The organism is Flexivirga sp. G2, assembly GCF_055397625.1.
The window spans coordinates 92034-116288 of record NZ_AP039675.1; the positions used below are offsets into that span (position 1 = coordinate 92034).

22 protein-coding genes are annotated in these 24255 nt (G+C 68.1%); 10 read left to right on the top strand and 12 right to left on the bottom strand.

Annotated features, from left to right (window positions below):
• The first annotated feature begins 18 nt into the window (after nt 1–18).
• Together ACZ50J_RS00445 and ACZ50J_RS00450 are read left to right on the top strand one after the other, a co-directional pair.
• Nucleotides 19–747: an ABC transporter ATP-binding protein gene (locus tag ACZ50J_RS00445; protein ID WP_464299315.1), complete on the top strand. Its 729-nt coding sequence runs from the start codon at nt 19–21 to the stop codon at nt 745–747.
• On the top strand, nt 744–1478 hold the full coding sequence (locus ACZ50J_RS00450; protein WP_464299316.1) for an ABC transporter permease: 735 nt from the start codon (nt 744–746) through the stop codon (nt 1476–1478). Before ACZ50J_RS00445 ends, ACZ50J_RS00450 begins: the two co-directional genes overlap by 4 nt.
• On the opposite strand, the gene mgtA is transcribed toward ACZ50J_RS00450, so the two are convergent.
• Nucleotides 1455–4106 (bottom strand): magnesium-translocating P-type ATPase, encoded by a 2652-nt coding sequence (mgtA, locus tag ACZ50J_RS00455; protein ID WP_464299317.1) that lies wholly within the window; start codon nt 4104–4106, stop codon nt 1455–1457. The genes ACZ50J_RS00450 and mgtA overlap by 24 nt on opposite strands.
• A 139-nt stretch (nt 4107–4245) precedes the next feature.
• On the opposite strand from mgtA, the gene ACZ50J_RS00460 reads away from it, so the two are divergent.
• Nucleotides 4246–4698, top strand: a complete 453-nt coding sequence (locus ACZ50J_RS00460; RefSeq protein ID WP_464299318.1) for a universal stress protein — start codon at nt 4246–4248, stop codon at nt 4696–4698.
• A 59-nt stretch (nt 4699–4757) separates the two neighbouring features.
• Nucleotides 4758–7154, top strand: a complete 2397-nt coding sequence (locus ACZ50J_RS00465) for a phosphoketolase family protein (RefSeq protein WP_464299319.1) — start codon at nt 4758–4760, stop codon at nt 7152–7154.
• On the opposite strand, the gene ACZ50J_RS00470 is transcribed toward ACZ50J_RS00465, so the two are convergent.
• The 3 genes from ACZ50J_RS00470 to ACZ50J_RS00480 all read right to left on the bottom strand — a co-directional run bounded on the left by ACZ50J_RS00470 (nt 7114) and on the right by ACZ50J_RS00480 (nt 9736).
• Nucleotides 7114–8271: a site-2 protease family protein gene (locus ACZ50J_RS00470; protein ID WP_464299320.1), complete on the bottom strand. Its 1158-nt coding sequence runs from the start codon at nt 8269–8271 to the stop codon at nt 7114–7116. The genes ACZ50J_RS00465 and ACZ50J_RS00470 overlap by 41 nt on opposite strands.
• 41 nt (nt 8272–8312) lie before the next feature.
• Nucleotides 8313–9224: a slipin family protein gene (locus ACZ50J_RS00475; RefSeq protein WP_464299321.1), complete on the bottom strand. Its 912-nt coding sequence runs from the start codon at nt 9222–9224 to the stop codon at nt 8313–8315.
• Between the two features lie 68 nt (nt 9225–9292).
• On the bottom strand, nt 9293–9736 hold the full coding sequence (locus tag ACZ50J_RS00480; protein ID WP_464299322.1) for an Hsp20/alpha crystallin family protein: 444 nt from the start codon (nt 9734–9736) through the stop codon (nt 9293–9295).
• 174 nt (nt 9737–9910) lie between these two features.
• Between ACZ50J_RS00480 and ACZ50J_RS00485 the strand changes: the two genes are divergently transcribed.
• Nucleotides 9911–10585, top strand: a complete 675-nt coding sequence (locus tag ACZ50J_RS00485; protein ID WP_464299323.1) for a BON domain-containing protein — start codon at nt 9911–9913, stop codon at nt 10583–10585.
• 62 nt (nt 10586–10647) lie between these two features.
• On the opposite strand, the gene ACZ50J_RS00490 is transcribed toward ACZ50J_RS00485, so the two are convergent.
• The 6 genes from ACZ50J_RS00490 to ACZ50J_RS00515 form a co-directional block, all read right to left on the bottom strand.
• Nucleotides 10648–11940: an erythromycin esterase family protein gene (locus tag ACZ50J_RS00490; protein ID WP_464299324.1), complete on the bottom strand. Its 1293-nt coding sequence runs from the start codon at nt 11938–11940 to the stop codon at nt 10648–10650.
• A complete protein-coding gene (locus tag ACZ50J_RS00495) occupies nt 11937–12602 on the bottom strand; it encodes a phosphoribosyltransferase (RefSeq protein WP_464299325.1) in 666 nt (221 codons plus the stop codon). The genes ACZ50J_RS00490 and ACZ50J_RS00495 overlap by 4 nt, the downstream gene beginning before the upstream one ends.
• Before the next feature lie 143 nt (nt 12603–12745).
• Nucleotides 12746–14845, bottom strand: a complete 2100-nt coding sequence (locus ACZ50J_RS00500; RefSeq protein WP_464299326.1) for an amylo-alpha-1,6-glucosidase — start codon at nt 14843–14845, stop codon at nt 12746–12748.
• On the bottom strand, nt 14842–15960 hold the full coding sequence (locus tag ACZ50J_RS00505; protein ID WP_464299327.1) for a glycosyltransferase family 4 protein: 1119 nt from the start codon (nt 15958–15960) through the stop codon (nt 14842–14844). The genes ACZ50J_RS00500 and ACZ50J_RS00505 overlap by 4 nt, the downstream gene beginning before the upstream one ends.
• Nucleotides 15957–16181, bottom strand: a complete 225-nt coding sequence (locus tag ACZ50J_RS00510) for a hypothetical protein (protein WP_464299328.1) — start codon at nt 16179–16181, stop codon at nt 15957–15959. The genes ACZ50J_RS00505 and ACZ50J_RS00510 overlap by 4 nt, the downstream gene beginning before the upstream one ends.
• 82 nt (nt 16182–16263) lie before the next feature.
• A complete protein-coding gene (locus ACZ50J_RS00515; protein ID WP_464299329.1) occupies nt 16264–17331 on the bottom strand; it encodes a lysylphosphatidylglycerol synthase transmembrane domain-containing protein in 1068 nt (355 codons plus the stop codon).
• A gap of 175 nt (nt 17332–17506) precedes the next feature.
• On the opposite strand from ACZ50J_RS00515, the gene ACZ50J_RS00520 reads away from it, so the two are divergent.
• Both ACZ50J_RS00520 and ACZ50J_RS00525 read left to right on the top strand, forming a co-directional pair.
• Entirely contained in the window at nt 17507–17923 is a 417-nt protein-coding gene (locus ACZ50J_RS00520; RefSeq protein ID WP_464299330.1) for a universal stress protein, read from the top strand.
• Nucleotides 17920–18924 (top strand): zinc-dependent alcohol dehydrogenase family protein, encoded by a 1005-nt coding sequence (locus ACZ50J_RS00525; RefSeq protein WP_464299331.1) that lies wholly within the window; start codon nt 17920–17922, stop codon nt 18922–18924. The genes ACZ50J_RS00520 and ACZ50J_RS00525 overlap by 4 nt, the downstream gene beginning before the upstream one ends.
• 48 nt (nt 18925–18972) lie before the next feature.
• On the opposite strand, the gene ACZ50J_RS00530 is transcribed toward ACZ50J_RS00525, so the two are convergent.
• Both ACZ50J_RS00530 and ACZ50J_RS00535 read right to left on the bottom strand, forming a co-directional pair.
• Nucleotides 18973–19689, bottom strand: a complete 717-nt coding sequence (locus tag ACZ50J_RS00530; protein ID WP_464299332.1) for a hypothetical protein — start codon at nt 19687–19689, stop codon at nt 18973–18975.
• A 78-nt stretch (nt 19690–19767) separates the two neighbouring features.
• Nucleotides 19768–20436 carry a BON domain-containing protein gene (locus ACZ50J_RS00535; protein WP_464299333.1) on the bottom strand — a complete coding sequence of 223 codons (669 nt, stop codon included), beginning with the start codon at nt 20434–20436 and terminating at the stop codon, nt 19768–19770.
• 239 nt (nt 20437–20675) lie between these two features.
• Between ACZ50J_RS00535 and ACZ50J_RS00540 the strand changes: the two genes are divergently transcribed.
• The 3 genes from ACZ50J_RS00540 to ACZ50J_RS00550 all read left to right on the top strand — a co-directional run bounded on the left by ACZ50J_RS00540 (nt 20676) and on the right by ACZ50J_RS00550 (nt 24249).
• Nucleotides 20676–21338, top strand: a complete 663-nt coding sequence (locus ACZ50J_RS00540) for a hypothetical protein (protein ID WP_464299334.1) — start codon at nt 20676–20678, stop codon at nt 21336–21338.
• 869 nt (nt 21339–22207) lie between these two features.
• Entirely contained in the window at nt 22208–22906 is a 699-nt protein-coding gene (locus ACZ50J_RS00545) for a DUF4389 domain-containing protein (RefSeq protein WP_464299335.1), read from the top strand.
• Nucleotides 22903–24249: a glycoside hydrolase domain-containing protein gene (locus ACZ50J_RS00550; RefSeq protein WP_464299336.1), complete on the top strand. Its 1347-nt coding sequence runs from the start codon at nt 22903–22905 to the stop codon at nt 24247–24249. The genes ACZ50J_RS00545 and ACZ50J_RS00550 overlap by 4 nt, the downstream gene beginning before the upstream one ends.
• The last annotated feature ends 6 nt before the right edge of the window (nt 24250–24255 follow it).

Genomic DNA, 24255 nt, shown 5'->3' on the forward strand with positions numbered 1-24255 from the left:
GGAACCGGTGGTGACGACATGTCGAACGGCGGCGGCCACGCGGTGCGGGCACAGCACGTGCAGGTTTCGCTGCGCCGGACCCCTGTGTTGCACGATGTCTCGTTCGACGTACCCCGTGGGACGGTGGTGGGTCTCATGGGCCCCTCCGGCTGCGGGAAGACCACTCTCATGCGGGCGATCGTGGGCGTCCAGCGGGTCCAGGCGGGGCGACTCACCGTGCTGGGCGTGCAACCCGGCTCCCCACGGCTGCACCGGCGCATCGGCTACGTCACCCAGACACTGAGCATCTATCGGGACCTGACCGTCCGGCAGAACGCGACGTACTTCGCCGCGCTGCAGGGATACGACAGGGTGGCGGCCGCCCGCGCGATCGCCGCCGTCGGGCTCGCCGCACTCGCCGACCGTCGTGTCGAACGGCTCTCCGGCGGGGAGGCGAGCCGGGCGTCGCTGGCGTGTGCGCTGGTCGGCGAACCGACCCTGCTGATCCTCGACGAACCCACCGTCGGGCTGGACCCGGTCACGCGCGTGGAACTGTGGCACCACATGCAGTCCCTCGCCGAGCGTGGCGTCACCCTGCTGGTCTCCAGCCACGTGATGGACGAGGCCGCGCGCTGCGACAGCTTGCTGCTGATGCGCGACGGGCGCCTGCTCGACCAGCTGAGTCCTGCGGAGCTGCTCGAACGTGCCGGCACCTCGTCGTACGACGAAGGGTTCCTCCGGCTGATCCGGGCCCGGGGCACGACATGAGTTCGCGGGCGCTCGCCGCCACCGTCCGGCGCATCCTGCAACAGTTGCGTGCCGATCCCCGCACCGTCGCGCTGATCGTGGTCGTGCCGGCGCTGCTGCTGACGTTGCTCTACTTCGTGTATGACGGCGGGCCGCTCTTCAACCGCATCGCGCTGACGATGCTCGGGATCCTCCCGATGCTGGTGATGTTCCTCATCACCTCGGTCGCCATGCTGCGCGAACGCACGTCCGGCACCCTCGAACGGCTGTGGACCACTCCCTTGCATCGTGCGGATCTGCTTGCCGGCTATGGGATCTCGTTCGCGCTGGCCGCGGTCGTCCAGTCGGTCGTCCTCGTCGCGGTGAGCGTCTGGGGACTGGGCGTGACGACCGCCGGCCCGATCGCGTGGGTGCTGCTGGTGGCTGCTGCGTCGGCGATCGTCGGCGTCGCGACCGGGCTGCTCGCCAGTGCGTTCGCCCGCACCGAGTTCCAGGCCGTGCAGTTCATGCCCCTGGTGATCGGGCCGCAGATCTATCTCTGCGGCCTGCTCGTCCCTCACAGCTCGATGCCGCGCGCCCTGCAGTTGTCCTCCGACATCCTGCCGATGACGTATGCCGTGCGCGCGCTGAGCGCCATACGCGACCAGGCAGCGCCGGCCGGTGACGTGCTGCGCAATGTGCTCGTCCTCGTGCTCTTCGGACTCGGCGCGCTGCTGCTCGGGGCACTGTCAATGCCGCGGCGGACGCGCTGACCCACGTCCCGGCACAGCGACGAATCGTGCGGACCGGCGCCGCACCCGGCGGCGGTGGGTGAAGCTGCGGGGCGCGGCCGTGTGAGGTGCGGCGTGGTAGAAGAGCCGCTTGCCCAGCTCGATGAGGATCAGGTAGCAGCCGACCATGGCAAGCAGCGCGAGGAAGAACAGCGGCGGCAGCGACGCCAGGCCCAACGGCGCCGCGAGCGGACTCAGCGGCAGGAGGGCACCGACGCAGACCACTGTGAGCACGGATGCGGTGAGCGGGACGCTGGCATGACTTCGCAGGAACGGGATGTGGCGGGTGCGGATCGCGAAGATAACCAGGGTCTGGGTCGCCAGCGATTCGACGAACCAACCGGATCGGAACTCCGTCGCCTGCGCATGGAAGACCCAGAGCATGACGCCGAAGGTGAGGAAGTCGAACACGGAGCTGATCGGGCCGAAGACGAGCATGAACCGGCGGATCAGGGCGATGTCCCAGTGCGCCGGGCGTCGCACCTGTTCGTCGTCGACCCGGTCGGTCGGGATCGCGAGCTGGCTGGTGTCGTAGAGCAGATTGTTGAGCAGGATCTGCGACGGCAGCATGGGCAGGAACGGCAGGAACGTCGACGCGCCGGCTGCGGAGAACATGTTGCCGAAGTTGCTCGAGGTTCCCATCAGTACGTACTTGATCGTGTTCGCGAAGATCCGGCGGCCGGCTGCGACCCCGTCGGCGAGCACGTCGAGGTCCTTCTCCAACAGGATGATGTCGGCGGCGTCCTTGGCGACGTCGGTGGCGGAGTCGACAGAGATACCGACGTCGGCGTTGTGCAGAGCGAGTGCGTCGTTCACCCCGTCGCCGAGGAAGCCGACACCGTGTCCGCTGTGCCGGTGCAGTTGCACGATCCGCGTCTTCTGCTCCGGGCTCACCCGGGCGAAGACGGTTGTTCGTTCGATCGAGGCCGCCAGGGTCTCGTCGTCCATCGTCGCGATCTCGCGACCGGTGAGGGCGGCCGTGCAGGGCAGGGCGAGTTCCTCGCACACCCGTATGGCGACGTCGGCGTTGTCGCCCGTGACAACCTTCACCTCGATGCCGAGTTCGGCGAGTCGGTGCAGCGCAGCATCCGCACCGGGCTTGGGCGGATCGAGGAAGACGAGGAATCCGGCGAGTCGCAGTCCGTGCTCGTCCGCGGCCTCCAGCCGGCCGGACGCGACTGCATCGCGCACTCCCACGGCGACGACCCGGTTGCCCGCCGCGAATTCCGTCCGGAGCTGGGCCACCGCTGTCGGTGGTAGGTCGACGCAGCGCTCCAGCACCCGCTCCGGGGCGCCCTTGGTGATCTGTGTCGTCGTGCCGGCTGTGTCTCGGACGATCACTGACGCCATCGTGCGGTCGTGGTCGAACGGCAGGACGGACAACGTCTCGTAGGTGGCCTGCACGGAGGCCGCAAGGTCTGCCGGCGCGCCCTGCCACAGCGCACGATCGAGCGGGTTGCCGCCGATCGCCCGTCCCTGCGGGTCGGTCTCGGTGCACAGCAGTCCCCAGCGCAACACCTCGCTCGGCGGATCCGTGCCCACCGGCACCGTCCGCTCGAAGCTCACCTGCCCGACGGTGAGAGTGCCGGTCTTGTCGGTGAAGATCACGTCCAGATCGCCCAGGTCCTCGATGCACACGAGCCGCTTGACCAGGACCTTCAGGTGCCGCATCTCCCGAGACCCGGCGGCGAGACTGGTGGAGACCACGGCGGGGAGCAGTTGCGGCGTGATGCCGACTGCGATCGCCAGCGAGAACAACAACGAGTCGATCAACGGGCGATGCAGTACGACATTGACCGCGAAGATGCCGCTGGTCAGGGTGGCGGCGACCACCAGCAGCAGCGTCGAGAACCGGCGCAGCCCGGCCTGGAACTCGGTCTCGGTCTGGCGGTGTGCCAGACCCGCGGCGAGCTTGCCGAACTCCGCGTTGCGTCCCGTCGCGACCACGACGCCGTGCCCGCTGCCCGCACTGACAACCGTGCCCATCAGCGCGCAGCAACCGAGCTCCGCCAGAACGGTGCCGGGTGCTGCCGGTTCGACCGACTTCGTGACCGGGAGCGCTTCACCGGTGAGCACCGATTCGTCGCACTCGAGGTCGTCGACCGTCAGCAGCCGTAGGTCTGCGGGCACGATGTCGCCGAGCCCGATGCGCACCAGATCGCCGGGCACGAGTGCGGTGACGTCCACGGTGGACTGCCTGCCGTCACGTGTCACGACGGTCGTATGGCGGAGTGCCGAGTGCAACGCCGCAGCGGCACGCTCCGCCCGGTACTCGTTGACCAGCCCGAGGCCGACCGACAGAGCGATGATCACCCCGATGATGACGGCGTCACTGCGTTCGCCGACGAAGTAGGAGGCGGCTGCGGCGATGAGTAACAGCAGCAGCAGGGGCGAGTTCACCTGGCGCCACAACAGCGGCAGCAGTCGCGCCCGGTGCGTGGCCACCGCGTTCGGTCCGATCTCGCGGAGACGGCGGTCGGCCTCGGCGGCGGAGAGCCCGACGGTCGGCTTCGAGCCGACGGACGCGATCACGTCGGACGCCGCCAGGGACGCTGCGGCGACCACCGACGGCTCGTTCCCCTGGCGCGGGACAACCGCAGCAACCGTCATACCTGCACCATCGCGCGCTGGGGTACCGCTGCGCAGGGGCGAAAGTCCTTCGTCTCGACAGGGACCAAACGCCCTGGCTGCGTCCTGGCCGCGTGGCGAACGCTGGTGCGACAAGGTCCCTCTGCGAAAGGACAGGGCAATGGGCGGAACAGGCCGGATAGTCGTAGGTCTCGATGGCCCCGGGGCGGCCTACGACGCGTTGCGATGGGCCATGGAGGAGGCGATCATCCGCGACTGTGCCGTCGAGGTGGTCACCGTGCTGGCGAACCCGGACCTGGATCACGACTCGGTCGAGCGCATGCAGGACCGCCTCATCGAGGCGGCGTCGGAGAAAGTGCCGGACCCACCATCGGTCGCTCGACGGTGCGTCGTCGGTGCGGTGGCGACGGGCCTCGTCGACAGTTCGCACGGAGCGGCACTACTGGTCATCGGCCGACGACAGGTGCCGGTCATTCACGACACGGCGACCGGATCCGTGGTCGAGTACTGCAGTCGGGCGTGCGAATGCGCCGTGGTGGTCGTGCCGCACGCGATCGACGAAGCGCCGGCGAGGGAGCACTACCGGTGGCGCAGTTATGCCGGGGAGCTGTGAGTCGCGGACGTGACGATGGTCCCTGGTCCGCGCAGCGAGGTCGGGCCACGCTCAGGGGTATGACGCTCCCGCCCGACGAAGTTTCCGCTCTCGACGCATGGTTTCGAGCTGCCAATTATCTGTCCGTCGGGCAGATCTACCTGGTGGACAACCCCCTTCTCGAGCGAGACCTGGAGCCTGACGACATCAAGCCCCGACAGCTCGGGCATTGGGGGACCACACCCGGACTGAACATGATCTACACGCACCTCAATCGGCTCATCCGGCAACGTGACGTGAACGCGATCTTCCTGGTCGGTCCCGGACACGGTGGTCCTGCGGCGGTCGCATCGGCATACCTGGACGGCACCTACAGCGAGGTCTATCCGCGGATCGGCCGTGACCGCGACGGGCTGCGTGCGTTGTTCCGGCAGTTCTCCTTCCCCGGCGGCATCCCGAGTCACGTCGCTCCCGAGACGCCCGGATCGATCCATGAGGGCGGTGAACTCGGATACGTCCTTTCGCACGCCTACGGCGCGGCGATGGACAACCCCTCGCTGGTGGCCGTGGCGGTCGTCGGCGACGGCGAGTTCGAGACCGGTGCGTTGGCCACGTCGTGGCACGCGAACAAGTTCGTCGATCCGGTGCACGACGGAGCGGTGCTGCCGATCCTGCATCTCAATGGCTACAAGATTGCCAATCCCACTGTGCCGGCGAGGATTTCGCGAGAGGAGCTGGTAAAGCTGCTGGAGGGCTACGGCCACGAGGTGCTCGTCGTCGAAGGTGACGAGCCGCTCGACATACATCAGCAGATGGCGGGAGCAATGGACCGCGCTCACGACATGATCCTCGACATACAGAACACGGCGCGGGCCGGCGGTTCGTCCGCCCGCAGACCGTGGCCGATGATCCTGCTGGCCACTCCGAAGGGCTGGACCGGCCCGCAGGAGGTGGATGGTGTGCCGGTCGAGGGGACCTGGCGCGCCCATCAGGTGCCGTTACCGGGCACCCGAGAAGACGCCCGCCACCGGCGGCAATTGCAGGAATGGATGCGGTCCTATCGACCCGAGGAGCTGTTCGATGCCGACGGCTGCGTCCGTGCCGCGATCTCCGCGCTCGCCCCGGTCGGCACTCGGCGGATGAGCGCCAACCCACACGCAAACGGCGGCTTGCTCCGAACGCCTTTGCGAATGAACGACTTTCGTTCCTATGCCGTAGCTGTTCCGCGGCCGGGAGGTTCTACGCACGAGGCGACCCGGGAACTCGGTCGGATGTTGGTCGACGTCGTCCGCGACAACGGGAACACCTTCCGGATCTTCGGTCCCGACGAGACCGCGTCCAACCGACTGGACGCGGTGTACCAGGTGACCGACAAGGTGTTCGCCGGCGAGATCCGAACCACCGACGAACATTTGGCCCACACCGGTCGCGTGGTGGAGATGCTGTCCGAACACACCTGTCAGGGCTGGCTCGAGGGCTACCTGCTCACCGGGCGGCATGGTCTGTTCTCCTGCTACGAGGCGTTCATCCACATCGTCGACTCGATGGTCAACCAGCATGCGAAATGGCTGCACACCACCCGCCAGATCGAGTGGCGGCCTCCGGTGTCGTCACTGAACTATCTGCTCACCTCGCACGTATGGCGTCAGGACCACAACGGGTTCTCCCACCAGGATCCGGGATTCATCGATCACGTGATGAACAAGAAGGCAGACATCGTCCGCGTCTACCTACCCCCGGACACGAACACGCTGCTGTCGACGATGCAGCATTGCCTGACCAGCGAGCACTACATCAACGTCGTCGTCGCGGGGAAACAGCCGCAGTTCGACTGGCTGACCGGTCAGGAAGCGGACGACCATTGCGCCCGAGGCCTCGGCATCTGGGAGTGGGCCTCCAATGACGACGGTGACCCCGACGTCGTGCTGGCAGCAGCCGGAGACGTTCCCACACTGGAGACACTCGCGGCGGTGTCGATCCTGCGGAAGTACTTGCCGGCGCTGCGGATTCGCATGATCAATGTTGTGGACCTGATGCGGTTGCAGGACGAGACGCAGCATCCGCACGGTTTGTCCGGGCGGGACTTCGACGCACTCTTCACGACCGATCGCCCGGTCATCTTCGCGTACCACGGCTACCCGTGGCTGATCCATCGGCTGACCTACCGACGGACCAATCACGACAACCTGCACGTGCGCGGTTACCGGGAGGAGGGCACCACGACGACACCCTTCGACATGGTGATGATGAACGACATCGATCGTTTCCACCTCGTGATGGATGTGATCGACCGCGTGCCGTCGCTCGGCTCCGGCGCGGCTCGGCTCCGTCAACAGATGGTCGACACCCGGCGGCGCGCGAAGGAGTGGACGCGAGCCCATGGCGAGGACCTGCCCGAGGTGCAGCGCTGGACCTGGTCCGAGCTGCCGGTACCGCCTACGGTCCCGGAGGGGTCACCCGATGCCGGATCTCGCTGAGTTGCACCAGGCGCATGATCGCTGCCGTGGAGATCACCCCGACGGCGTCGTGGCGATCCACCACGACGGCCGTTGACCCCGATCGCATCCGGGTGAGCATGTCCCCCAATGGCTCCGTCGGACCGACCAGCAGCGCCGGCACGTGCCGGGGCAGGTCGCCGACACGCACTTTCGCGCGTCTCGCCCGAGACGCATCCAGCAGCTCCGTCATGGTGACCGCGTCGACGACGTGACCGTCGAGATCCACGACCGGTATGGCGGCTGCGCGCGCCTGTTCGACACTCAAGGCGTCGATGATCTGGCCGAGGGTCCACCACGACGGGACGGAAGCCGGAGCCGGCAACATTGCGTCACGAGCGACCAACGACTCCAGGTCCGACAGGACGCTGTCCCGTCCTTGCAGCGTCGCCGAGTTGCGGATGTAGAGCCCGATCAGAAACAGCCAGAGTCCAGCCGGACTCCAGGTGAGTACGAACACCAGAAGCCCCAGGGTCAGGAGGGTGGCACCCAGCCGGCGCCCGGCACGGGCCTCCCCGCGAACCGCGGCCCGCCGGTCGCCGCTGCGCGCCCACAGCGCGGCTCGCAAGACCCGACCGCCGTCCAGTGGCGCTCCCGGCAACATGTTGAACAGCCCGATGAGCACGCTGACGGCGGCCAGCCATATGGTCGCCGATCGCATCAGTGGATCCGTGACGAGCAGCGCGGCTCCGCCGCACACGATGCCGATCGCGATGCTGATGAGCGGACCGCTGAGTGCTACGACCGCTTCGTCCCTCGGCGTGCGTGGCTCCTCGGCGAGTTCGGTCGATCCGCCGAGCGTCCACAGGGTGACCCGCTCGACCCCCATGCCGCGACGCCGTGCGACGAGGGCGTGCGACATCTCGTGCAACAGCACCGTCACCAGGAACAGTGTCACGGTCACCACGGCGACCAACCAGGTTCGGATCCAACGGTGCGGCGACGAACCGCCCGGGAGGACCTCCGCGCCGAGCAACTCGACGAAGATCGCAGCCGTGACGATCGTCGTCCAATGAGCCCGGACCGGAATGCCGAACCACCGGCCCAGGCCGACCGTGCCGGAGGTCGCGCCGGTCCGGGCGTTCGCGTTCGTTGGCACGTGTCGCCGCGTCGGTGCGGACATGCGATCCGGCCGTCGTCTCAGCTGAACGGCAGCTCGGGCGGCAACCGGTCAGCACTCGTGGCGCCGGACGCGGCCACGCCGGCGGTGGCTCGCCGCTGGCCGTCGTCGCGACCGAGGACCGTCGGCGTGGATCCGGCCCGTGCCGGGCCGACGTCAGCAGCCTGTTGCTCGCGCGCGAGGAAGGCGCCGAGCTCCTCGATGGTGCTCATCAGTGGTGCCGGGAACACGACGGTCGTGTTCTTGTCGACGCCGATCTCGACGAGGCTCTGCAGGTTGCGCAGCTGCAACGCCAGGGGGTGCGCCATCATCGTGTCGGAAGCAGTGCCCAGTGCCGCGGCTGCCAACGCCTCGCCTTCGGCGTTGATGATCTTGGACCGCTTCTCCCGTTCCGCTTCGGCCTGGCGGGCCATCGCCCGCTTCATCGTGTCGGGCAGCTGGATGTCCTTCAACTCCACCAGGGTGACCTCCACGCCCCATTCGGCGGTGGTTGCGTCCAAGATCTTGCGGATGTCCATGTTGATGCGATCGGTCTCGGCGAGCGTTTCGTCCAGCGTGTGCTGCCCCACGACCTTGCGCAGAGTGGTTTGCGCGATCTGATCGATGGCCGGGCAGACGTTCTCGATGGCGATGACCGACTTGACCGCGTCGACGACACGGAAGTAGGCCACTGCGGAGACGTCGACGCTCACGTTGTCGCGGGTGATGATTCCTTGGGACTGGATGGGCATCGTCACGATCCGCAGCGAAACACGGCGCAGTACGTCGATGAACGGCACGATGAACCGGAGTCCGGGGTCCCGGACGCCGCGGAGCCGACCGAGGCGGAAGAGCACGCCCTTCTCGTACTGCTTGACGATGCGGATCGAGAGCCAGCCCAGCACGATGGTCACGAGCGTGACCACGACAAGGACGCTGATCAGGGTGTTCATGATGATCCTCACGGTCGGCGGTGACGCCGGCGGGTCCACCCCGGCCGGGCGTCACCGGAAACCTTGTGTCAGTTGATGGTCAGGTGGGTCGTCTTCGCCGCGGGCGCCTTCGGCATGGTGACGGTGAGAACCCCGTCGGTCAGGTCCGCAGTGGATTCCGACTCGTCGACGGCCACCGGCAGGGTGACCTCGTAGGTGAACGTTCCGGTGAGCCTGCTGGAGTGCCGCAGCACCCCCTCGCGGACGCGCTCGCGACGTTCACCGTGGATGTGCAAGCGGCGTTCGGTGATGTCGATGGTCACCGCGTCCTTGGCGACCCCTGGCAGATCCAACTCCGCGACGAAGCTGTCGTCGGTCTCGCGCAGGTCGGCACCCGGTGTGCCGTCCGAGAGGTCGCCCGGCTCGGGCCAGATCTCGTGCAGCAGGTGCGCGAACGGCCACGGGCCGACGGCCGGCCACACCGGGCGGCTGCGCTGTGCGACAGCGGTTTTCGGGGATGTCTCAGTACTCATGGGGTGCTCCAACGGTTGGTGGTTGATGACTCCTCGAGTGGACCTCGGACACGGCCCGGTTGCCAGGGACCAAAGACCCGAGTGCGACCACCGCCCGGCGCGCACCCTCCGACCCCTCGGGGGGCGGGACCTTCGGCCCTGATCGTGCAGGAGCAGCCCGCGCAGTCTGGGAACATGACACAGACACAGACACCGTCCAGCACCGACCATCAGCTGAAGAACAGCGTCGCCGAGGAGTTGTCCTGGGCCTCGAACGTGAACGCCGACCACGTCGGAGTCTCCGTCGACCGGGGCGCGATCACGCTGTCCGGGCACGTGAACACCTACCCCGAGAAGTCAGCGGCCATCGCCGCGGCACTGCGCGTCACCGGGGTGACCTCAGTTGCCGACGAGATCGCGGTGCGGTCCCGCCAGACCGACCGTGACGACACCGGGGTCGCGGCAAACGCCCGACAAGCACTCGAGAGCAGTTCCTCTCTGCCACGGACGGTCCAGGCCGTCGTCCATGATCACCAGGTCACGCTGATCGGATCCGTTCCGTGGAACTACCAGCGCAACATCGCCGGTCGCTTGATGGAGAACCTGCCGGGCGTCTACTCGGTGCAGAACGACATCAAGATCGTTCCGCAGCTCCCGTTCGCCGCCGATGCCGCCAAGCGAAACATTCGCGCGGCCCTGGTGCGCAACGCGCAGGTCGAGGCGGATCACATCCACGTCCACACCAACGGCACCGAGATCGAACTCACCGGGAAGGTCCGGTCGTGGTCCGAACGCAACCAGGCCGGACACATCGCGTGGAACACCCCCGGCGTGACGAAGGTGCGCAACAACCTGCACATCGCGTCCTGACGAACGCCCTGACGCGAGACTCGCGCCCACCCTCGCGTCCGGCCCCGGTCGCACCCCGTGCGTCACACGCCGGTCGGCTCGGTCTCGTACTCGTCCGCCGGCGCGGCCGGCTCATGACGCAGCGGCTCCAGCGGCGAGGTCGACTCGCACCAGATCAGGGCGTCGTACCGGCGGCCGAGGACGGTCGGGACGTAGTTGGCCCCTTCGCGCGCCGGGTCGTAGACGACGCCGATCGCACGATGCCCGCGCGGAACGGTCAGCCACGGTGACTGGTGATCGACGGCACTCAGATCGAGGACCGCGTCGGTCCCCAACGCGTCGTGCAGCAGGGCCTCGTGACTTCCGGCGCGCGCCGCAGGGACCTCCATCACCTGCTCGACGGCGCCCCATCGTGAACCGGCGGTCACCGCGCCTCGATATCCGGCGATCCCCACCAGGTAGACCTCCGCCGAACCGTGTCGCTCACGGAGCAGTTGCCCGACGTTGAGCATTCCCTGAGCCGCCATCGTGGTGGCCCGGGCATCACCGACGTGCGTGTTGTGCTCCCACACCAGCCCCTTGGACCGAGGCCCGAACCGGGCTGCCAGCTTGTCGATGGTGTCGGTCATGTGGATGTCGCGGATGTTCCACGAACCACGGTCGGTGCGCACCATGGCCCGGTAGTAGCGCTCCGCCTCGACCGCGATCGCGGCGTTCTGCTGGGCGTCGAACGCCTCGTCGTCCTCCGTGCCGGCACTACGTCGGACCTTCAGCAGCAGCTCCACCACGTCCTGCTCGCAGCTCTGCGGCACCAGGCGGGTGTTCCAGGCGTACGCGTGCGGATCCTGGTGGTACGGCTCGAAACAACGCCACGCGGCCATCGCCTCGGGCAGCGCGTCGGGTGCGTGCGCTGCGAGCCAGGTGATGACCTGGTAGAGGGATTCCCACAACGAGTAGACGTCCAGGCCGTAGAAGCCGACGCGGTCGCCGGGAGGACGCCGCAGGTTCTCGTCGCGCAACCAGTCCAGGAAGTCGGCGACATCGGTGTTGGACCACATCCAGGTGGGCCAGCGCTCGAAGCGTCCCAACGCGGCGCGTGCGTCCAGTTCCGGATGCTCCTCGCCACGCACCCACCGGTTGACGCGCCAGCAGTCGGGCCAGTCCCCTTCGACGCCCACCCAGCCGAAGCCGTGCTCCCGGATCAGTCGCCGGCTCAGCTCCGCGCGCCAGGTGTAGAACTCGTGGGTGCCGTGTGATGCCTCACCGATGGCAACGATCCGGCGCCGACTCGCGCTTTCCACGAGCGTGTCGAGATCCGCCACCGTGTGCAGCGGTTGGGAGCAGCCGGTGATGTCATCGGCGAATTCGCCGGTCATGATCCGGTCCCCTCGCCCACGGTCGTGCCGTGATGCGCGCGCAGCAGGGCGGTCACGGTCTCGTCACTGGTCTGGCCGAAGTCCTGGTAATAGCCACCTACCGACCGGAACCGACGCGGTCGAAGCAGGCAGACGATCTCGTCGGCGCCGTACACCCGCCGCAGAGCCTCCGGAGCACCCACCGGCGCCGCGACGACGACGCGGCGAACGCCCTTGCGCCGCAGAACCTCGCATGCCGCGGACAGCGTTGCGCCAGTGGCGATTCCGTCGTCGACGACGATCGCCACCCTGCCCGTCAGGTCCTCTTCGAAGCGATACGGCTCGAGCACGGCGATCCGAGTGTTCAACACCGCCCGCGCCCTCTTGTCGACCAGGTCGACCTGGGCGTCCGTGGTGCCCAGCCGCCGGATGAGCTCCAGGTCCAGGACGCGCACACCGCCCTCACCGATCGCGCCCATCGCCACCTCGGGCTCGAACGGCAGGCCGAGCTTGCCGACGACGATCACATCGAGTGGAGCGTGCAATGCGCCGGCGACCTCGGCGGCCACGGGTACGCCGCCGCGTGGCAGCCCGAACACCACTGCATCGGCCGAACGGTATCCGCGCAGCGACTCGGCGAGGTGGCGACCGGCGTCGGCGCGGTCGAGAAAGGGTGCGGTCATGGTCATCGTCCTCGGGATACGGCCACGGCCCGCTGCGCGGTCTGTTCCCCGCTGGTGAGCACGATGGCGGATGGTTCAGTTCATTGCGACACGGACCGCACACCCGCAGCCAGGGACCTTCGTCCCAGCCCGCGCCGTGGTGGTCACTCCGTCGCTGGTGACATGCGCAGTCCGGAGTGGTCGAGCCCGCCGACGCTCCAGCCCTCGGTGGTGACGTCGATGCACAAGTGCGCGGTGTCGACGGTGACACCGTCCACGTGCAGCGGGAGCCACCGCGGCGGAACCTCGGGCGAGCAGCCCACCACGCCCGCCGGTGCGTCGGGGTCCAGCCGCAGCATGCTGCGCAGCAGCAGTAGAGGTGCTGCTGCCGACCAGGCTTGTGGACTGCACGCAGCCGCGTACGGCACCGGTATGCCGAAATCCTCGCGGTCGTAGCCGCAGAACAACTCCGGCAGCCGGCCGTCGAAGTGCTCGGCGGCATCCAGCAGACCCTCGGCGACGCGCTGGGCCTCCGCGGCGAACCCGTAACGCATCAATCCGGCGGCGCAGATCGCGCTGTCGTGCGGCCAGACCGAGCCGGTGTGGTAGCTCATCGCGTTGTACGCCCGCATGGAGGACGCCAGAGTGCGGATTCCCCAACCGGTGAACATGTCTCGCGACAGCAACGCTGCCGCGACCCTGCCCGCCTTCTGGTCGTCGACGAGTCCGGTCCACAGACAGTGCCCGATGTTGGAGGTGAGCGAGTCGATCGGTTCCTTGTGACGGTCGAGACCGACCGCGAACCAGCCGCGGCTCGCCAACCAGAACCGGTCGTTGAAGGCGGCCTTCAGCGACGCGGCACGCTCCGCCCATTTCGCCTGCGCCCTGCCATCGCCGAACGCGGCGGCAAGCTCGGATCGCGCGCGATATGCCGCATACGTGTAGCCCTGCACCTCGGCGAGTGCGATCGGTGGTGTGGCAGGTGTCCCGGCGGCGAAACAGATCGCCGACGGTGAATCCTTCCACCCCTGGTTGACGAGCCCGTGGCCGGTGAGGCGTGCGCTCTCCACGAAGCCGTCGCCGTCCCTGTCGCCATACTCCGTGATCCAGTCCAGTGCCCGGTCGACCGCCGGCAGGAAGTCGGCCACCGCAGCGGTTCCGACCCACCGGGCGACCTCGCCCACGAGCATGACGAACAGCGGTGTCGCGTCGGTGCTGCCGTAATAGACCGTGCGGCGTCCCCGGCCCAACGGTTCGGCCGGGCCGAAGCGCACTTCGTGCGGGATGCGGCCCGGCTGCTCCTCCGAAGGCGGGTCGGTCTCGGTGCCCTGATACCGCGACAGTGCGTCCAGGGTGCCCAGGGCGAGCGTCGGTGTCGACGGCAACGTCATCCATGAGGTGAGCAAAGCATCGCGGCCGAACAGCGCCATGTACCAAGGCGCTCCGGCCGCCACCACCGGCGTCGCCGGCCTTGACGGATCGAAGATCCGCAGTGCACCGAGGTCCACCATCGACCGGTGCAGCGTGGCGGCGAGCGGCCGGTGTGCGGTGCTGATCGCCGGCGCGGCCGGGGTCCGTGGCGGGGCGGGGACGGTCCGCCCGGTCGCGGTCCGCGGCGGCGATCCGTGTGCCGCCCCGGCGAGCTCCCCCACCGTGATGAGAACCGACCAGTGGCCCTGCGCGGGCACCTGTGCACGCCATTCCAGTTGCCCGGGGCTGACGTGCGGTTCGCCCGACGCGTCGATGACGACGCCGCGTACGTTGCCGCTACGCCGTCGGGTGATGACCAAGGTCCGTTCGTGGGGTCGTCCCGACCGGGTCGCCCGCGGCCCGATCCGGCCGTTCTTCACCTCGAACACGTCGGCCAGGTCCGCACCGATGTGCAGTGTCACCGTGCAGGTGATGGAAGCGGAGGTGTTGTTCCACACGGTCACCCGCTCGCCGTGGTTCTCGCCGAGGAACCGGTGTCTGCCGATCAGGAAGGTGCTCGCTCCCCCGGCGATGTGCAGGTCCGGCAATCGGCTCAGGAACAACGCGCGGAACGGCTCCGCCTGGTGGACGGCCACCGGTGACAGTTCGAGACCGTCGACACGCAACAGCCAGCGGGAGATGATCCGGGTGTCACGGCTGTACCAGCCCTCGGTGTGCTCGCCGGCGATGTCACCGTTCAGCTGACTCATGCAGAAGGTCGAGCCGTCGAAGACCGTGACCAGGCTGTCCGAGACCCGACCGGGCCCGGCCTCCTGCGACCACGGCCGAGTCATCCGGTCGCGTCGGCGGCGGGTTCCGGCGTCCGGAGGTGAAGGTTCGGCACCCCCGGCGTGCCACGGGTCAGCATCGGATGCCGACGTCGCCCATCGCCCAGGGTGCTGCGGTAGAGATCCTCGTAGTCGCGCGCCATCCGGTCGGCTCCGAACCGTTCCTCCGCCACCGCACGGCACACTTCCCGGTCGATCTCGCCGATCCGCTCGACCGCGGTGATCAGCCCGTTCTCGGTCTCCCGGACGAACCCGGTCCGGCCGTCCTCGACGATCTCCGGGGCGGCACCGCACGGGCGGGTGATCACCGGAGTACCGGCCGCGAGGGCCTCGATCATCACCAGCCCGAACGGTTCCGGCCACCGGATGGGATTGACCAGCGCCGTGGCACCTCGTAGCAGCTCGATCCGCGCCTCGAGGGGCAACTCCTGCGGGGGCGGGTCATCGGGTCCGAGCAGTGGCGCCACCCGCTCCCGGAAGAACTCCTGCTCGGCCGGCGTGCGCATCTTGCTGGCGATGACAATCGGTAGGCCGGCCTGCTTGGCCACTCGTACGGCGGTGTCGACCCCCTTGTCGGCGCACATGCGTCCGACGAACGCCAGGTACCCTCCGTTGCCCGAACCGCGCTGGTACGCCTGCAGATTCAGCCCGTGATGGATGACCGCTCGGATCGGCACCGTCTCCGCCGTCTGTGCCTGCGCCCGGGAGATCGCGACGATCGAGCTGGTACGCGCCGCCTCGACCATCACCCGGCGGATCGCAGGGGTGAACCGCAGGTGATGTGTGGTGACGACCGGCGGACCCTGCCTTCGTGTCGGTGCCAGCAGCAATGGACCGAGCACGGTGTGGTTGTGCACGATGTCCATGTCCGACAAAGCCTCGTAGCCGGCGAGCGCGTGGGCCGCTTCGTCGGTGCTGTCGCCCATCGCGACCCGCGCGGAGGGGAACAGCCAATTGCGACGTACGGGGCATGTGGAGTCACCGACGGTGAACAACTCCACGTGATGCCCACGGGTCTGCAGTGCGCGCGCGAGGTCGTCTATGACGGCCTCCGTGCCCCCGTATGCCGGTGGCGGAACCGGCACCCACGGCGGTGCGAGGAGCCCGATGCGCAAGGTCACGACAGCTCTGACGGGGTGCGGAACGCCGGCGCCCGGTCATTGCCGTCGGTGTCGCGCAGCCATGCGAACGACTCCTTCCAGCGACGCCCACAGGTGCGGCAGACGAAGAGGATCGTGCCGTCGAACGTGACCTGTTCCAGTTCGTTGCGCGAGCACACGGGACACTGCCGGTGCGGGTGCAGCCGAGCATCGAAATCCAAGGAGACCGAATGCAGTTTCATGGATCCAGGGCACACGATCGGCGGGTGCGTCCCCAGGGCCGAAGGTCCCGGACTTCTCTTGGTGTCACGCGGGTGTGTCACATCAGCGTGACGGATCTCGAGGCCGTGACTGTTTCGCCCGGCCCATGGGCAACGGCGCGAACCGGTCCTGGGCACGCAGGCTGAGATAGGCGACACCGCCCAACGGGATGGGCACCCAGAACTCGACCAGGCGCCAGCTGAGCGCTCCGAGCAGGACGGCCTGCGGCGGTCCGCCGAAGGCGATGAGAGCGGGGATGAGTGAACCCTCGACCAGCCCGAGGCCGCCGGGCGTGACCGGCAGGGCACCCAGTGTGTTGGCACCGGCATACGCGACCAGCACGCCGACCGGGTCGATACGCACCCCGAATGCCGCCAGGAAGCACCACAACGACGCGGCGTCGAAGCACCAGTTCGCCATCGCCCACCGGGCGCAGTCCCACAGGTGCCGTCGGTCGGTGAACAGGTGCTCCGCATCAGCCGTGAATCGGTGCACGGCTGCGATGACCGTGGGTCGGAACCGCCTGGGAATCAGCGCCGGGAACGCATGGGCCAGTTGTATGCCGAGCCGAGAGCCCCGTGCTTGTCTGTGTGCCAGGACCGTCAGTCCGACGGCGACGGCGCCGAAGACGACCGGCGCCACGTACACCGGACTCGGTCCGTACCGCAGGGCAGCCGCAACCAGGGCCGCCCACAGCACCGTCAGCAGCGCCAGGAGCGAACCGATCCCTTCCAGGGTGACCCCGGCACCGGCATCCTCGATCGACATCCGTGCGCTCCGAAGCAACCGGTAGCGAACGGCGTTGCCGGCGGCCGCTCCGGCGGGCACCAGGTGGCTCACTGCCAGCCCGCTCACGTCGGTCCGCACCATCCACCACAGTCCCTTGTCGCGGACACCGAGGATCCGTAACGAGAACAGTGAGTAGCTGACCAGGCTGAGTATCTCCAGGCTCACACCGGCGGTGACCCACCACGGGTTCACCGTGGCCAGGAGGCGCAGGGTGCGCTCGGCGCCGGCGAGCCGGGGCACGACGACATACTCGACGGCCGCCACGAGCACCAGGACGGTGCCGACCCGCAGCACCCAGCGCCACACAGCGCGCCGCCTACCGGTGCCGGGTCCGCCGCTCATGACCCATCTCCGCACGGTCGACGGCATGCCCGGCAGGGACCATCGTCCCGCACGATGGCCACCGATACCCGCCCGGTTTCGCGAATCCGGTTGATGTCACGGGACGTTCGACCCTTCAATGCCCGGGCGAACGTACGCACGCTGGGAGGGGTGTCACTAGCAGAAGGAGACGGAGATGCCGGATGAGAAGAAGGTTGTCGTCGTGGGAATCGATGGATCGGCTCCGGGCGTGCGGGCATTGCAGTGGGCGACCGATTTCGCCGACCGAACCGGTGCGGACCTCCTCCTGGCGACGGCGTGGCAATGGCCGATGTCATACGGTGCGCCGGTCTTCTGGCCGGCGTTCGCGCCGGACAGCGACGCGCAGGCGGCGATCGACAAGGCCCGCGCGGGCGTCACGTTGCGGCACGGCGACGTGCACACCGTGGTCCGCGAGGGCCGGGCCGGACCGGTGCTGGTCGATCTCGCCGGCAATGCCGCTGCCCTGGTGGTCGGCAGCCAGGGTCACGGCGCGCTCGCCGAAGCGGTTCTCGGTTCGGTGAGTTCCTATTGCGTGCGGCACGCCCACTGCCCGGTCGTCGTCGTCCGATGAAGGCCTGGACGTTCGACCGGTGTGGGCCGATCGACACCGAACCGCTGCGTGGTGTCGAACGCGACGACCCGGTCCCCGGCCGGGGGCAGTTGCTGATCAGCGTGAACTGCTGCGGTGTCTGCCGCACCGACCTCCACCTCGTCGAAGGCGACCTCGCACCACGACATGCCCGGGTCGTTCCCGGCCACGAAGTCGTCGGAACCGTCGTGTCCTGTGGTGCCGGCGTCGACGGCTTCGCGCCGGGCCAGCGCGTCGGTGTCCCGTGGCTCGCTGCGACCGATGGACAGTGCGCCTATTGCCGTCGCGGTGACGAGAACCTGTGCACGCGAGCGAGATTCACCGGATGGGATGTCGACGGTGGGTATGCCGACCTCTGCGTCGCCGAGGCGGCGTACGTCTACCGCTTACCCAGCGGGATCGACGACCTGCGGGCTGCACCACTGCTGTGTGCCGGAATCATCGGCTACCGGTCGTTGCGGGCAGCGAAGGTTCCGCCGGGTGGGCGGCTCGGCATCTACGGCTTCGGTGCCAGTGCCCATCTCACCGCGCAGGTCGCATTGCACGAGGGAATGCGTGTCCATGTGCTCAGCCGTGGGCGCCGTAATCGAGAACTGGCGACACGACTGGGAGTCGACTCGGTCGGACACGCGACGGCCGAACCGCCGGAGCCGTTGGACGGGGCGATCCTGTTCGCGCCGGCGGGTGATCTCGTGCCGCTCGCACTCCGCAGTCTGGACCGTGGCGGGACGTTGGCCGTGGCAGGCATCTGGCTGTCCGACGTTCCCGTGCTGCGCTACGCCGACGCACTCTTCCAGGAACGCCACCTCTGTAGCGTGACAGCGAACACCCGCGCTGACGGCGAGGAATTCCTTTCCCTCGCAGCACGATTCGACCTGCAAGTGACCACCGCACCGTATTCGATGGACGACGCGCCTCGCGCACTCAGTGACCTGGCGAACGGCAGGTTCGGTGGTGCGGCCGTGCTCGTGACCGCTCACTGACGGTCCTCGCAAGGACGGGTGCACGTCTCCGAGGTTCGAGGATCCGCTTCAGCGACGCGGCAGCAGTCGACCGAGCTCGCCGTCCAGCCCGCGCAGCCGGTGTCGATCCAGTTGCCATCGCAGCAGTCGGTGCAGGCCGTAGGCGGCGAAGGAGACGTCGACCACGATGTTGAGGACCAGAACGGCAAGGTCGAGCACTCGCATGTCGTGCGGTCGGGTGGCGGTGACGCGATCACCCGAAGGGGTCGCCCAGACGCGAAGTTCGGCACCTCGGTGTGTGGCGGCGACGGTCTTGACGGAGCCGCGGTGGACCGAACCGGAACCGTCGACCCAGCGCATTCGAACGGTGTAGGTACGCGGGAGGTTGAATTCGCTGGATGGTCCGGCACCGGCGGGCATCTGTGAGACCGCTTCTACAACGGCGGTCGTCGGTCGCATCGGTGGTGACGCCCAACTGTCGACGATGCGCGGCGCGACGACGACGCTCAGCGCGGGGATGAGGAATGCCGCGACGAGGAACCACATCCAGGCCGAGATGTGCTGGAGCCGGTCGGTCGTCCGGCACATGGGGTTACGCAACAACGGCCGCCCCCCGGTGCGATGCCGGAACCAGCACCAATACAGCTCGTTGTTCCGTAGGAATGCGCGAACCCTGGCGGTCACCGGCTCATCGACGGGAGTCCGTGGCCGTCGGACGTTCGCCGGTTCTCGCCCGTCGCCGTTCTTGCGGGACGAGTCTTCCGGCCGGCGGTGAGGTCCAGACATCGGAGCGCCTCCTTCGGGCATGCTGCGGCCGACCCGTGGGAGCGGTGACCGTCGTCCCACGGGTGCGAACCGCTGGTCTCATGGGACGACGTGAATGTTGTTGTGCACCTTCGTCACACCCGGGGTGTTCCAGGCGACATCGGTGGCCTCCTGGCGTTCGGCCCAGGTGCGAGCGGTTCCGTTCAGTTCGATCTCGGTCCCGGTGGTCGTCACGTGAATGCGCTCGGCATCCAGTTGCGCATTACGCACGAAGGCTGCCTTGATGTTCTGCTCCGCTGTCTTCGCGGCGAAGGGCAGGTGTGGGACCACCGCGATGTCATTGCGCACAGAACGGACTCCGGGGATCTCCGCCATCAGCCTCCGGACGACATTGCGCTGGTAGTTCCACGGCACGGTGCCGGTGAGGGTGACGTGGTGATCGTGAACGGCGGCTCGCACCGTGTGCGGGACCGAGATGGTGGTGTCGAGAGCGCGTTGTGCATGCGTTGCGATCCCGATGTCGTCGCGCTCACCGGGCGACCGCACGGTGATCTCGTCGGCAACGGAGGTCACGCCGGTCACGCGCAGTGCGGCGGCGACGGCCGCCGTTCTTTCGGGGTAGCTGTCGACCTCGCCGGACAGCGTGACCACACCGTCGTTGACGGAGACTCCTATCTGGTCGGCGTTGACGGTCGCGGTCCACGAGAGTTCGTCGGCAACTGCGGTCTTGATCTGGTGAGCTGTGTGTCGGTGCGTTGTCTGTGTCATGTCGCTCAGCCTGTCCCCTGACCGAGGCACCCACAGGGGCCGAAAGTCCTGACACTGCAGACGAGATGCGGCGAACCCCGACATTTTGCAGCACCAGCAGGTCGATGCAGGCTGGGCACGATGCCCGACGTCATGGGCATCGTGTTGTGGGATGCTGGACTTTTCCGGGATTGCGGCGCGACGACCGTCCCGGCGAGCGGGATCGAGGTGCGCGCCGCGGCAGGTGCAGGAGGCCGCAGATGGTCAGTGCGGACCGCGGTGCCGGCGGGCAGGGTGCCTTGGCGGGGTTGCTGGACCCTGTGGATGTACTGGGGCGGGTGCCCGCCGCGGTGACGGTGTGGGATGGGCAGCTGCGGTGCTGGTTCGCGAACCAGGCAGCTCGACGCCATCGTGATCCGGATGGTCGTCGCCTCGGCTCCGGGGAGGGCGAGACCCTGTCGGAGTGGTTGGGTGACCCGGACGCCTTCGCCGCCTACCTGCCGCATGCGACGTCGGTGCTGGCAGGGCAACCTGTCGCCTTCGGTGCGATGTTCCGGGCTCGTGGATCCGAGGCACTGCGTTACGCACACGTGTGGATGGAACCGCTGCACGCAGCGAGCGAGGCGGGGCAGAACGATGCGCCGACCGAGCCGGTCGGTATGCAGATGCTGGCTGTGTCGATCACGGGAGGCGCGGCGTTGCGGGAGCAGCGGCTGGCCGCCGCGGAGGAGCGCGGCGGCCGACGTGCGATGGCTCAGGTTGCCGAGGGTCAGCAGGACGTGATCCGCCGGCTGTTCGGGGTGACGTTGCAGCTGGCGTCCATCAGCCAGCGACGGCAGGGTGTCGACGTGGCGATCGGCTCGGTCATCGACACCGTCGATGCGATCATCCGCGATCTGCGGAGCCTGACGATTCCGAACTGATCCGCCACAGCGGGACGAAAGTCCCTACGGAGACCTGGCTCGTGCCTGGCTGAATGGGGTCATCGCCTCCGGCAACGGAGGAGATGCCGCAAGGCGCACGTGGTGCTCTTCTCGGGTAGGACCCGGTGGGAGATCGTTCCCTGGACGAGGGATGCGTAAGCACCGCGCAGCGCCGGACCGGCTGCCCGGCACGTCGACCGGGCGGGCGAGGCTCGGAGGACATCTACGGAAAACCCCCGGGCCTCGCGCACGACCAGCGCCGCGCCCCAGGGGCGGTGAGATGTCCCGTCGCTGTGGGAAGCCGGACTGTCTCATCTCGGGCCGGGTGGGTGTGCGGCCGTTCTTCGCGGCGCGGTACGCCCGGGCTGAGGACGCGATGCGCGGATCGTGGGAACGCGCCAGTCCTCAGCCGCCTGGTCGTGATCAACCCACAGGCTCCGGAACATCCCGACACCACCTCGTACGGCGTCAGCCCGGCCCGACCCGGGACGAAGGTCCCTGGTGGCCGGTCGCGTCCGGTGACTGAATGGAATCACCGCCACCGGTAACGGCGACGGGACGGAACAGCACCGGTGGTGCTCTCGACCGAGGTGATCCTCGGCCGCAGATCGCCCATGGACGAGGGCGCGCAGGCGCCACCACAGGGCTGAACCGGTTGCCCGGCACGTCGACCGGGCGGGCGAGGCCCGGAGGAAGTCCACGGATACCTCCGGGCCTCGCACTTGCATGCTCCGCGCTCTGCGCTCGCGCTCCCCCCTCCACCATGCCCATGGTCCCGCCGGTCCGCGCAGGAAGTCGGGTCTTTCGTCCCTGGTGACGACCTCGATGCGGGCCCACGGTGGAGACGACGCTCGGTCGAGGAGGAAGCAATGACCATGACGACATACCCGGTGCGCGTTGACGCCCATCTCGACTCCGGACTGAACCGGTGGCTCTGGTTGGTGAAGTGGATCCTGGTCATCCCGCACCTGATCGTGCTGGCGTTCCTGTGGATCGCGTTCATCGCGCTCACCGTGGTGGCCTTCTTCGCCATCCTCATCACCGGGAGATACCCCCGCGCGATCTTCACCTTCAACCTCGGCGTGCTGCGGTGGACCTGGCGCGTGGTCTTCTACGGGTACGGCGCACTCGCGACCGACCAGTACCCGCCGTTCACGCTCGCCGACGTGCCCGAGTACCCCGCGCGCCTGGAGATCGACTTTCCGACCGAGCATCTGTCGCGCGGGTTGGTGTTGATCAAGTGGTGGCTGCTCGCCATACCGCACTACATCGTGCTGTCCTTCTTCCTGGGTGCCGGCGGTTGGGCGGCCGACCGCGCGCACAGCAACGATTCCGCGCTCTGGTCCAGTGGGCTGGTGGGCCTGCTGGTGCTGGTGGCGGCCGTCGTCCTGCTCTTCACCGGCCGGTACCCGCGATCGGTCTTCGACTTCGTGATCGGGATGAACCGGTGGGCCTTCCGGGTCGCTGCGTATGTCGCCCTGATGTCCGACCGTTACCCGCCGTTCCGGTTGGACATGGGGGCCAGCGATCCCGGGACCATCGAGTTGTCGAAGGGGGCGGCCTCATGAGCCGGAACCACGGAATCCGTCACCTCCATGGTGTCCGGCGGCCGATCCAGCGAGCGTGCCTCGCAGCGATCGCTGCCGTGGCCGTTGCGCTCGGCGTCGGCCCGACGCTCGCCGCGGCACAGCCGGCGACGTCGGTGAACTATCCGGGCGGCTCGAGCGCTACGAGGTTCACCGGCACGGCGTTCGACACCTGTACGGCACCGACCACGGCCCAGATGCAGGCCTGGCTGGCCTCCTCCTATCGCGGGATCGGTGTCTACATCGGCGGCGCCAACCGCACCTGCGCCCAACCGCAACTGACGGCGAGCTGGGTCACCACCGTGAGCCGGCAGGGGTGGAGTGTCGTGCCCGTCTACATGGGCCTGCAGGCGCCGTGCACCTACCGTCCCAACGCGCACAAGATCACTCCGAGTCTTGCGGCGTCGCAGGGCAGGTCGCAGGCGGCCGATGCCATCAGCAGGGCGCGTGCCCTGGGAATGCGATCGGGAAGCGCCATCTACGGCGACATGGAGCACTACGACCCGACGAACTCGTCGTGCCGCACGACGGTGCTGACCTACCTGTCGGCCTGGACGCTGGAGCTGCACCGTCAGGGATACGTCTCCGGTGTCTACGCACATCAGAACTCCGGGGCGCTGCATCTGTCCCAGGCCTACGACTCCTCCGCCTACGCACGGCCGGACGTGCTGTGGATCGCCCGATGGGACCTCAACCCGGCACTGACCGGCTGGCCCGGGATCTCGAACCTGCACTGGGCGAACGGTCAGCGCGGCAAGCAGTATCGCGGGGACCACACGGAGACCTGGGGCGGGGTGCGGCTGAACATCGACAGCGACCGGTTCGACGCTCCGGTCGCAAGTGCCGGGCTGCCGTTCAGGGTCACGAGCACGGTGCCCCTGAATTACCGCAGCGCTCCCAGCACGAGTGCTGCGGCGCTGGGCTCCTACCCACCGGGAACCACGGTGCGGGTCATGTGTCAGACATACGGAACGAAGGTGTACACCACGGCGGTCTGGGACCGGCTGGGCAACGGTGCGTACTCGACGGACTACTACCTGAGCACGCCGTCCAAGACGACATACAGCAAGCCGCTGCCAAAGTGCACCTACCCGTACCAGACCACGCCGCCGAGCCTGAACCGGCGCGCCGGCCCGGGCTCGACGTACGCGCTCCGAGGGACGCTTCCGGCAGGTTCGCTGGCCTGGGTCTCCTGCCAGGCGCCGGGGTCGCGGGTCAACTCGACCGTGGTCTGGGACCGGCTCTCGGACGGCACCTGGGTGAGTGACTACTACGTGTCCAGTCCGAGTACGACGACGTACAGCTCGCCGATCCGGCGCTGCTGAGTGGGA